Source organism: Propionivibrio sp. (assembly GCF_017995515.1).
In the GTDB taxonomy this organism is placed as follows: domain Bacteria; phylum Pseudomonadota; class Gammaproteobacteria; order Burkholderiales; family Rhodocyclaceae; genus Propionivibrio.
The window spans coordinates 1-9876 of sequence record NZ_JAGOIT010000112.1; the positions used below are offsets into that span (position 1 = coordinate 1).

Genomic DNA, 9876 nt, shown 5'->3' on the forward strand with positions numbered 1-9876 from the left:
TGTTCATCGTCGAGAGCCAGCGCATCCTCAAGGAGAAGCACCTCAAGCTGCGCCTCGGCAAGGACAACCTCCACCTCGACGCGATTCAGTTCAACTTCAGTGAATCACCCGGAACGACGATCCGCGCAGCTTATCGGCTGGCGATCAATGACTACAACGGCGTGCAGACGCCGCAGCTGATGATCGAGCATTTCGAGTCGGTGGCTGGCGAACGGGCAAAACGGTAGCAGCCCGTCGGACTTGAGTTGGCCTGACGGTGATTAACTGAACCGCGGGGTCGTTTTGCCGGTTTTTTGGCCGTATTTTCGGTTTTCCGGGCGCGGTTCGACCGTTTGCTTGCGCAGCGCATAGAGCGCTCTTCCGGCTTTCGTCTTCAGACGATGCGCCATCGCCTGGAGGGGTGTTGCGTTCTCCGGCAAGGCCGGCGATCCTGGCTTTGGCTTCGGCCATGGCGGCGAGACGGTCTTCCCGTCGCCGGATTTCCGCCGGCAGATCGATGCCATCGGGGACGTCGGCTTGATCGGTGCTTTCCGCCAAGGCGAGCAGTTCCTGCACTTCGGCCTTGAGCTGTATTTCCAGTTTCGGACTGTTCAGCGGTGACGACCGGGACGATGGACCGGACCGAGCTGAAGCTGCTGCTCGAAGGCATCGAGCCCGGGCGCACAAGAGCTCGCCTCAGGTTGCCGGAATGAGTGCGCCAAGCCGCATGAACACTGGGGGGTGCGGTCAAATTGCAGGCATGAGCAGCGCACTTGACGAGCATTCCGCCCCCGCCGAGGCGACCGCCTGGACGCCTGGGCAGATCGTCAAACTGGCGCAGGCGCACGCCGATGTCAAACGTCAGCTTGAGTGGTTCTCCGTAAAGCTTGTCGCCGCCCAGACGCCTTCGTCCATCGACAAGCCGACAAACCAGAGGTACAGCAGGTTGTATTCAACATGCTGCACCAGTTGCCGTTCCGAACGGATGGAGAACAACACCTGTATCAAACTCGCACGCAGCAGTCGCTCCGAACAGTCATCGTGCAGTCGAGTCAAGGTGGATATCGAAAGAACCTAATTGGCAGCCTAATTGGCGGCTACAATTGCCGCCGTCGATTGGCGCTCCATGAGTGCCAACTCGCGGATGCAAACCATGGGTGGCGTCTCCGGCTTTTTCTCGATCATTTCAAGAAGCAACTTGATTCCACAAGCCGCCATTTCGGTTGTCGGTATCGCAACCGTGGTGAGCGTCGGGCGCGATTGGCCAGCGAGCTGAATATCGGTGATGCTGACCACCGAGATATCTTCAGGAACGCGAATTCCGAGGTCGGCGGCGGCATCCAGCACGGCAAGCGCTGGCAGATCGTTCGATACGAATAGCGCCGTCAGGTCGGGCTTGTCGATCAGGAGATCACGCGCCGCCTGATAGCCGCCTTCGAAGGAGTCGACGCAAAAGCGGACATGGCGGTCATTCACGCCAGCATTGGCCGCCTTCATGGCGTCCAGAAATCCGCTATAGCGCCCGCCATGGATGCCGTGCGCCGGACTTGCAACGATCGCGCCGATCTTCGCATGCCCTAATGACAGCAGGTGTTCCGTCGCCATTTCGCCGGCTCTGCGCGAATCAAACGCAACGCACGGAATCCCGGGATGCCGATCGGGAAACTCCCAAATGCTGATGACCACCGGGATTCCCTGGCCTTCCATCCATCGCAGTTGTTGAAGATCCAGGTCTCCCTTATTTGCGACCAGAATCCCATCCGAAAGAGAACCCGCCACATCGTCAAGGAACTGCTTCCCGCCATCGGCCTCGTGGTCCGTATTGCAGACGAGCAGGAAGCGTCCGTGTCGACGCGCGGCCAGATGCGCCTGCAGCGTGAATTCAGGATAAAACGGGTTGGTGATGCACCCAAGCATGAGCGCCAGCGTCGGCGCTTTGCGCTCGACCAGCGCACGGGCATTGAGGTTTGGCCGATAGCCCTGTTTGGCCACGGCAGCAAGAACGCGCTCGCGAGTTGCTTCGCTCACGCGACCGCGTCCGCGCAGAACGTTGGTCACCGTGGTCGGCGTGACGCCGGCCATTGCCGCAACTTCTTTGATGGTTGCCATATTTTTTTGAAGCGCCGAAAAATAGTGCTTGCAAATGATTTAACGTTAAACTAGAGTCTATCATAATAACTTTAGCAGACGAATCTTCCTCGAGGAACGGGGAATGCTAAAGCGGTATTTCAGCGGCGTCTTGGAATCGAAGCACGGGAGAAGCGTGCTATTTTTAACGCGCATTGATTTAACGTTAAACCATAAAATTTCGGGAGGGATCTATGGCGGCCATAAGCTTGCACGGCGTATCGAAAGCGTTCGGAAACAATCTTCCAGTGCTGCGCGATGTAGACCTGGACATCGGCGCACACGAATTCTGCGTGTTTCTAGGCCCGTCGGGCTGCGGAAAATCGACGCTGCTGCGCATCATTGCGGGACTTGAAGACCCAAGCTCCGGCGATGTGAATATCGGCGAACGTCGCGTAAACACCGTACCGCCGGCCGAGCGCGGTGTGGCGATGGTGTTTCAGAGCTACGCGCTGTTTCCTCACATGACGGTTTCGGAGAACATATCTTTCGGCCTCAAGCTTTCCAGGATGCCGCCTGCAGAGATCGAGCGCAGGGTGCAGGAAGCGGCCCGAATCCTGCAGCTTGAGGTGCTGATGGAACGGAAACCCAAGGCGCTCTCCGGCGGGCAGCGTCAGCGTGTAGCCATCGGCCGCGCCATCGTCCGTGAGCCGGGAGTATTCCTTTTCGACGAACCGCTTTCGAATCTCGACGCCACACTGCGTGGGCAAACCCGCATTGAAATCGCCCGACTGCACGCGCGTTTCACGCAAGCAAGCACCGTTTATGTGACGCACGATCAGATTGAGGCGATGACCTTGGCCGACAAGATCGTGCTGCTGAATGCCGGACGCAATACCGAACTCTTCGGCAGCGTAGCCCAGGTCGGAGCACCACTGGAACTCTATCATCGCCCGAACAGCCGCTTTGTCGCGGGTTTCATTGGCGCACCGCAGATGAATTTCCTGGACGCCGTCGTGAAAGCGATTTTGCCGTCCGGGGTCGTCGTCGAAACGGCAGGATCGCGCGAACCCGTTCTCACCCACATCTCGGGCGCATCACTGCAGGTCGGAGAACCCGTAACGCTCGGAATCCGCCCCGAGCACCTCTTCGTAGTGTCACCGGAGACAGCCGCCACACCCACAAGTTCGACGCTGACGCGAAGCGTCTCGCTGATCGAACGGTTGGGCGAGCAAACCTATCTGCATTTGAGCGATGTCAATGGCGTGCCGCTGATGGCGAAAGTGCAAGGCAACAGCGCCGACAGCCCCGGCGACAAAATTCATGTGGCAGTTCCGGCAGAAAGCTGCCATCTATTTACCGCCGATAGCCGCGCGGTACAACACCTGCAATAAACCACCAAGGAGAGGAAGATGAAGGTGAGGAAAATCGGTCGGACGACGATTCTGTGTGCAGCGCTTGCATTTGCCGGATTCGCGCACGCCGGCGCACTCAACGTCAATATCGCATTCAAAGGGGCAAGCCAGCGCACGATTTGGGAAAGCGTAATCTCCGAATTCGAAGCCGCCAACCCGGATGTGAAGGTAAAAACGGCGTTCATCGAAGAGGAAGCCTACAAAGTCCAGTTGCCGGCATGGCTCACCACCGTGGCGCCGGACATCGTGAAATGGCACGAGGGCGAGCGTATGGCCTATTACGCCGAGCGCGGCCTGTTCGAAGATATTTCCGCCGACTGGACGAAGAATGGCTGGGACAAGGATTTCGCGTCCCTGAAAGGCGCGTCGTCCTACAAGAATAAGCAGTACGCGCTACCGACGGATTATTTCAGCTGGGGCCTGTTCTACCGCAAGGATCTCTTCGACAAAGTCGGCATCAAGGGCGAACCGAAGACCTGGGATGAATTCCTGGATGCGTGCAAAAAGCTGAAAGCGGCCGGCATTGCCCCGATTACCGTTGGTGGCCGCGATTCCTGGACCCTTGCGGCGTGGTTCGACTACCTGGATTTCCGCATCAACGGCTACGAGTTTCACATGAAGCTGATGAACGGTGAGATGCCTTACACCGATTCGCGCGTGAAGAAAGTCTACGACGCATGGAGAACGCTGATCGACAACAAGTATTTCATCGAGAACCCGCTCTCTTACACGCTCGATTCGGCTCAGCCACTGTTCAACCAGGGCCAGGCGGCGATGACGTTGATGGGCACCTTCATTTCCGCCGGGATCCCCCCGGAAATCAAGGCGCAGACGGGGTATTTCCAGTTCCCGGTCATCGATACCGCTATTCCCGTCGCCGAGGATGGATCCGCCGATTGTCTGAACATCCCGGCCAAGGCCACCAACAAACCGGATGCGCGGCGGTTCCTGGCGTTTGTCGGAAAGCCCGAGATCAGCGGACGCCTCGCCAAGACGTTCGGCTCTTTGCCGGCCAATAGCCGCGCACCCGTTCCCGACGATCCTATCGCACGCCGCGGATTCGAGATTCTCTCCGGCACAAAAGGCGGCATTGCCCAGTTTTACGACCGCGACATGACAAAAGAAATGGCGGACGAAGGCATGAAGGGCATGCAGCGTTTTGTTACCGACCCGACCAAGATCGACGAGATACTGGCGCAACTGGAACAGACGCGTCAGCGAATCTACAAGAAGAAGTGATGCCGATGGGCGGCGAACCGTTCGTTCGCCGCCCCGAGCAAGCCGCCACCGGCAGCCATTCTGATCGCAATCCGCATAAAGTGAGCTGATCATGTCAAGTTCTTCAGGCAACTCGCCTCTCGCGCAGAGGCGTCGACGTGCCGCACTTATGTTTCTTCTGCCAGCGATGCTGGTATTTGGAACCTATGTCATTTATCCGATATTCAGCAGCATTGCGCTCAGTTTCCATGAGTGGGACGGCGTTGCCGAGAAGGCGTTCGTCGGACTGGCGAACTATCGGGAACTGATACATGCGGATACCTTCTATTCCGCCCTCAAGAACAACCTGATCTGGCTCGTGCTGTTCATGTTGTCTCCACCGTTGGGCCTCGCATTTGCGCTCTACCTTAACCAAAACGTACGCGGAATTCGCCTCGTCAAGTCCCTGTTTTTCTCACCCTTCGTGCTCTCCGGCGTCGTCGTCGGTTTGGTCTTCGGATGGTTTTTCGACCCCGCATTTGGTCTGCTGAAACTCATTGTCGGGCACGGTGTGCCGGTTCTTGGCGATGAGCGCTACGCGACCTTCGGGATCATCTTCGCGGCCCTGTGGCCGCAGATTCCCTTCTGCATGATTCTGTACCTCACCAGTCTGACCGGCATGAATCCGGAGATCATCGAAGCGGGCCGAATGGAAGGTGCAAAAGGTTGGTCGCTACTGTGGCACGTTGTCCTGCCCCAGCTCAGACCGGCGACCTTCATGTCCATCACATTGACCGTTATCGGGGCGTTGCGCAGCTTCGACCTGATCGCCGTGATGAGCGGAGGCGGCCCTTACGACAGCTCTACCGTACTGGCCTATTACATGTACGACCAATCCATCAAATATTTCCGATTCGGATACTCGGCAGCGATTGCGGTCGTCCTGTTCCTGATCATGTCCGTATTTATTGCATACCAGTTGCGCCATTTGCTGCGCAGCGAATCCTGATAAGCGAGGTCCTGCCATGTACCCGTTACCCGTAGAAAAATGGAAGCCCGTCAATCGGCTGTTTTACAAGGCTTCGCTTCCGCTCGCCTTGATCGTCTGGTTACTTCCCTTGCTGGCCGTCATGTTGACGTCGGTACGCTCGTCGGAGGAATTGATGCGAGGAAACTATTGGGGGTGGCCGAACGAGTTGGCGTTCGTCGACAATTACCGAATGGTGCTGGTCGACTCGCCGATGCTTCACTACTTCTGGAACAGTTGCCTGGTTACCTTCCCGTCAGTTTTGGGAGCAATGGTTCTCTCCGCGACAGCCGGTTTTGCGCTGGCGACTTATCCGTTCAAAGGGAACACAGCGATCCTGGCGACGTTCGTGGCGGGGAACTTCGTTCCCGTCCAGATTCTGATGATTCCGGTACGTGATCTGACGCTGCGCATGGGTATGTTCAATACGGTTGAAGGTTTGATCTTTTTCCACATTGCGTTCCAGACCGGCTTCTGCACCCTGTTTCTGCGCAACTTCATCAAAGAATTGCCCTATGAACTATTCGAGGCGGCTCGCGTGGAGGGGGCGACCGAATGGCAGCTTTTCTACAAGATCGTCCTGCCGCTGATTGCTCCAGCGCTCGCCGCGTTGGCCATCCTGGTCTTCACCTTCGTTTGGAACGACTACTTCTGGGCGCTGTGCTTGACGCAGGGCGACGAAGCCGCACCGATAACGGTCGGCGTAGCCGCCCTGAAAGGACAGTGGACAACCGCCTGGAACCTTGTATCTGCGGGCTCTCTTCTTGCTGCGTTGCCTTCGGTCCTCATGTTCTTTGCGATGCAGAAGCACTTTGTCGCCGGACTGACTTTTGGTGCCACCAAAGGGTAGATTGGCGTCACTTTTTTTACCCCGCGTCCTTTTCGAAGCGATCAATTTCAAGAAAACTCAAGGAATCTAGATGAAAGTCGGTGTTGATTACTATCCGGAACATTGGGATCCGGCAGTCTGGGAGCAAGATGCCCGAGCAATGCGAGCATCCGGCGTAAGCATCGTCCGGTTGGCGGAATTCGCTTGGTCCAGACTGGAACCGACCGAGGGGAATTACCATTTTGGATGGCTGGACAAGGCGATCGAAGTACTTTCCAGTCAGGGAATCGAGATTGTTCTGGGAACGCCGACGGCGACACCACCCAACTGGCTGGTCGAAAAATACCCTGACGTATTGCCGATCGACAGCAAGAAGCACCCCGTGTACCCGGGAGTCCGTTGTCATCGGTGCTACAACAGTCCTTCCTTGCGCCACCATACCCAACTCATCGTGGACAAATTGACGCGTCATTACGCGAGAAATTCTGCAGTCATCGGCTGGCAAACCGACAACGAGCTGGCGGCGAACGATTGCCATTGCGAAAACTGTACACGTCGCTTCCGGGCCTGGCTGGAAAAGAAATACGGCACCCTGGATGAACTCAACCGAGAATGGGGAACTGTCGTCTGGAGCGGGGAGTACAACGCCTGGTCGCAGGTTACAACGCCATTGGGCGGATCGCCTTATCAGAACCCGTCATTTCTGCTGGACTTCCAGCGTTTCTCATCCGATTCGGTGGCGGATTTCAATCGTTTCCAGGCAGGATTGATTCGCGCGAACTGCCCTCATCATTTCGTCACCCACAATCTCTGGGGATACCCGGTCGTCACCGACTACTACGATCTGTTCGACAGCATGGATTTTGTCTCGGTCGACTATTACCCGAGCACCGACCTGCACAGCGATGCCAAAGCCAACATCTATCATGGGGCACTTACTCATGATCTGGCGCGCGGGATCAAGCGCAAGAATTTCTGGGTCATGGAGCAACTCAGCGGAACGCCGGGCTGCTGGAATTCCATGTCGCGAACACCGTTTCCCGGAATGATTCGTGCCCACGCATGGCAAAGCGTTGCTCGCGGCGCAGACGTCGTCGTTCACTTCCGTTGGCGCACCGCACGCATTGGCGCGGAGCAATTCTGGCATGGACTGCTGGATCATCACGGCATTCCAGGCCGTCGCTTCGAGGAATTCAAGCGGTTTTCAGCTGAAGCAAAGCAACTCTCGGCGCTGCTTGCCGGCACGACGGTGGAAAACGAAGTGGCGCTGCTGTTCTCCCACGAACAGCACAACGCCCTGAAAATCCAGCCACAGTCGGACGGATTCGACTATCTTGAGAACTTCAAGCGGCTGCACCGGGCCTTCCTGCGACGTGGCATTGGCACCGACGTCGTTAATTGGACCGAGAATATTGACGGTTACAAGCTGGTTGTTGCGCCATCGCTGTTTCTTGAGAACGAGCACGTTTGCGCAACCCTTCAACGCTATGTTGACGATGGCGGCACCCTGGTACTGACCACGCGTACCGGCGTAAAAAACATGAACAATGTTTGCCAGTCGAATCGTTTGCCCGGTCTGCTGAGCGGGCTTGCCGGCGTTCAGGTCGATGAATATGACCCGGTTGGACATGACGAACAAAAACTTTCACTGTTCGAAAAGGGTGAGATCTCTTGTGCTCAATGGTGTGACGTTCTGGAAACAACGTCTGCCGAGACAATCGGCCGTTATACGACCGAGTATTTCTCTGGCCGCAGTGCGATCACGCGGAATTCCCATGGAAAAGGTCACGTCTACTACATCGGCACGGTGCTGGAAGACCGCGGCTACGACATTCTCTTCGACAGGATTGCAGGCGAGCTCGGTATTGAAACCGCTGAGCAATTGCCTGCTGGCATTGAGCTTTCGGTACGCCGCGGTCAGGGAAAGCGGGTGCTGTTTGCGTTGAATCTGACCAAGGAAACGCATGACATAGCTTTGAATTCTTGCAAGCGACATTGTGCATTCACAGGTCAGGAAGCCAGCTCCAGATTCTCTTTGGAACCCGGAGGAGTCGCAATTCTGATCGAGGACCTGTGAGTTCGAGGGTGTTTCCCTTAACAGGAGCAAGAGGCGCTTTGTCTTCCGGCGCGCGCCAAGGTAGTTGTCGCCTCGGTCATGCGGCTACCGGCTGACTATCGTTGTTTCCCGAATACGCTTTGATGATGCTGTCGCGTTCGGGGTTGAGGGTCACGGCGCCGACCGGCGACCAGTTGCGGGTATTGCCGGACCAGCGCGCCGGATTGAGTTGGCGAGCCTGGGTGTAGAGCGCATGCCGGGCCGCCAGGATGCCGTAATCGTGGCCGGCGTGGCGTTGGTCCGGGTTGACATGGCGGATGCTGCTGTGGCGATGATCGACGTTGTACCAACGGACGAAACCAGCCGCCCAAGTACGAGCCTCGTCGAGATCGGCGAACCCCCGGGAGGGAAACTCGGGACGGTACTTGGCGGTGCGAAACGGTGAATGTCTCTTCAGGGTCGTAAGCGCCAATATTCAAAGGCGCCAAAGCGTGCGAGGAAGCACGCCAAAACCAGCCAGTCTCCCGGCTTCCGATCAAAACCTCGAAATTACCGTCAGAACCGCGCGAGTTGCGCCGCTATCCCGCGGTCGTCGCCGAGGACCCTGCTCTTCTCGCGGCTGCGCCGACACTTTTCGGCGTGCGAGAGCGGCGCCGGTTTATCGGCGGGCTTGGCGAATCCGGCGGAATACACGGCGGCCATCGGACCGGCGCGGTTGCGGCGCCAGGCGGAGATGTGGATGCGCTTCTGCTTGACGAGGACGTCCATGTAGCGGGCGTTCTTGATCGTGTTCGGCGAGAGGCCGGTGGCTTGCGCTGCTTCGAGATAGGTCATTGCACCGAAGCGTTGCAGTGCGTCGACGATCTGACCGAGACCGGCCGAATCGCGGTCTTCGTCTTCAAAGCGCGGGCGCGGCAGATCGGCATGATCGCCGAGGCTGAACAGCGGCGTGACGAAACCCTTGCGTGTCTTGCGCCAGCCGCTCACGTGCACGAGTTTCTTCGCGCGCAACGCTTTCAGGTAACCGCCGCAGGCGAGCGTGGTGACGCCGACGAAGGCTTCGCGCGACATGTCGCTCGCCGACATGTCCGACTTGCGCGCGAGCAATGCGAGGATGCGCTGCATCGCGGGGCTGGTGTTTTCGCAGGGAGTCGTCATGTGGGAAGTGTCCGAGGGGTCGTCACGCAGAGTCAATCTGAGGCGATGACGGCAGTTTCGCAAATTTCTTGAATTACCGGTAGACCAAAACCGGAATTTTCGAGTGCGTGAGGACCTTGTTCGTCTCGCTGCCAAGAAGCAGCGCGCC

Annotated in this window: 9 protein-coding genes and 4 pseudogenes; 6 read left to right on the plus strand and 7 right to left on the minus strand. The window is 57.5% G+C overall.

Annotation, left to right across the window (positions count from 1 at the left end; all coding sequences use genetic code 11):
• Positions 1-227: pseudogene (locus KBA32_RS14625) on the plus strand (single-stranded-DNA-specific exonuclease RecJ); the annotation flags it as partial.
• 33 nt (positions 228-260) lie between these two features.
• On the opposite strand, the gene KBA32_RS14630 reads toward KBA32_RS14625, so the two are convergent.
• The 4 genes and pseudogenes from KBA32_RS14630 to KBA32_RS14645 form a co-directional block, all read right to left on the minus strand.
• The gene (locus KBA32_RS14630; RefSeq protein WP_294360387.1) at positions 261-419 is read right to left on the minus strand and encodes a hypothetical protein; all 159 of its coding nucleotides are present in this window, start codon (positions 417-419) and stop codon (positions 261-263) included.
• Positions 420-426: 7 nt separating this feature from the next.
• A pseudogene (locus KBA32_RS14635) lies at positions 427-612 on the minus strand (IS5/IS1182 family transposase); the annotation flags it as partial.
• A 240-nt stretch (positions 613-852) separates the two neighbouring features.
• A pseudogene (locus tag KBA32_RS14640) lies at positions 853-1008 on the minus strand (transposase); the annotation flags it as partial.
• 57 nt (positions 1009-1065) lie between these two features.
• Positions 1066-2088 (minus strand): LacI family DNA-binding transcriptional regulator, encoded by a 1023-nt coding sequence (locus KBA32_RS14645; RefSeq protein ID WP_294360361.1) that lies wholly within the window; start codon positions 2086-2088, stop codon positions 1066-1068.
• 212 nt (positions 2089-2300) lie between these two features.
• Between KBA32_RS14645 and KBA32_RS14650 the strand changes: the two genes are divergently transcribed.
• From KBA32_RS14650 to KBA32_RS14670, 5 genes are all read left to right on the plus strand, one after another.
• Entirely contained in the window at positions 2301-3440 is a 1140-nt protein-coding gene (locus KBA32_RS14650) for an ABC transporter ATP-binding protein (RefSeq protein WP_294360364.1), read from the plus strand.
• Between the two features lie 18 nt (positions 3441-3458).
• The gene (locus tag KBA32_RS14655; RefSeq protein WP_294360366.1) at positions 3459-4700 is read left to right on the plus strand and encodes an extracellular solute-binding protein; all 1242 of its coding nucleotides are present in this window, start codon (positions 3459-3461) and stop codon (positions 4698-4700) included.
• A gap of 148 nt (positions 4701-4848) precedes the next feature.
• Positions 4849-5667 (plus strand): carbohydrate ABC transporter permease, encoded by an 819-nt coding sequence (locus tag KBA32_RS14660; protein ID WP_294360370.1) that lies wholly within the window; start codon positions 4849-4851, stop codon positions 5665-5667.
• A 16-nt stretch (positions 5668-5683) separates the two neighbouring features.
• Positions 5684-6535, plus strand: a complete 852-nt coding sequence (locus KBA32_RS14665) for a carbohydrate ABC transporter permease (RefSeq protein ID WP_294360375.1) — start codon at positions 5684-5686, stop codon at positions 6533-6535.
• Between the two features lie 70 nt (positions 6536-6605).
• A complete protein-coding gene (locus KBA32_RS14670; protein ID WP_294360378.1) occupies positions 6606-8591 on the plus strand; it encodes a beta-galactosidase in 1986 nt (661 codons plus the stop codon).
• 76 nt (positions 8592-8667) lie between these two features.
• On the opposite strand, the pseudogene KBA32_RS14675 reads toward KBA32_RS14670, so the two are convergent.
• The 3 genes and pseudogenes from KBA32_RS14675 to KBA32_RS14685 form a co-directional block, all read right to left on the minus strand.
• Positions 8668-9015: pseudogene (locus KBA32_RS14675) on the minus strand (hypothetical protein); the annotation flags it as partial.
• A 110-nt stretch (positions 9016-9125) separates the two neighbouring features.
• Positions 9126-9728, minus strand: coding sequence for a hypothetical protein (locus KBA32_RS14680; RefSeq protein WP_294360382.1), 603 nt, complete (start codon positions 9726-9728; stop codon positions 9126-9128).
• A 73-nt stretch (positions 9729-9801) separates the two neighbouring features.
• A partial coding sequence (locus tag KBA32_RS14685) for a universal stress protein (protein ID WP_367113787.1) occupies positions 9802-9876 on the minus strand: 75 nt, incomplete at its 5' end.

Coding starts and splice junctions, on each gene's coding strand:
- KBA32_RS14670 (WP_294360378.1), top strand. CDS start 6,606: ATGAAAGTCGGTGTTGATTACTATCCGGAACATTGGGATCCGGCAGTC.
- KBA32_RS14680 (WP_294360382.1), bottom strand. CDS start 9,728: ATGACGACTCCCTGCGAAAACACCAGCCCCGCGATGCAGCGCATCCTC.
- KBA32_RS14650 (WP_294360364.1), top strand. CDS start 2,301: ATGGCGGCCATAAGCTTGCACGGCGTATCGAAAGCGTTCGGAAACAAT.
- KBA32_RS14645 (WP_294360361.1), bottom strand. CDS start 2,088: ATGGCAACCATCAAAGAAGTTGCGGCAATGGCCGGCGTCACGCCGACC.
- KBA32_RS14665 (WP_294360375.1), top strand. CDS start 5,684: ATGTACCCGTTACCCGTAGAAAAATGGAAGCCCGTCAATCGGCTGTTT.
- KBA32_RS14660 (WP_294360370.1), top strand. CDS start 4,849: ATGTTTCTTCTGCCAGCGATGCTGGTATTTGGAACCTATGTCATTTAT.
- KBA32_RS14655 (WP_294360366.1), top strand. CDS start 3,459: ATGAAGGTGAGGAAAATCGGTCGGACGACGATTCTGTGTGCAGCGCTT.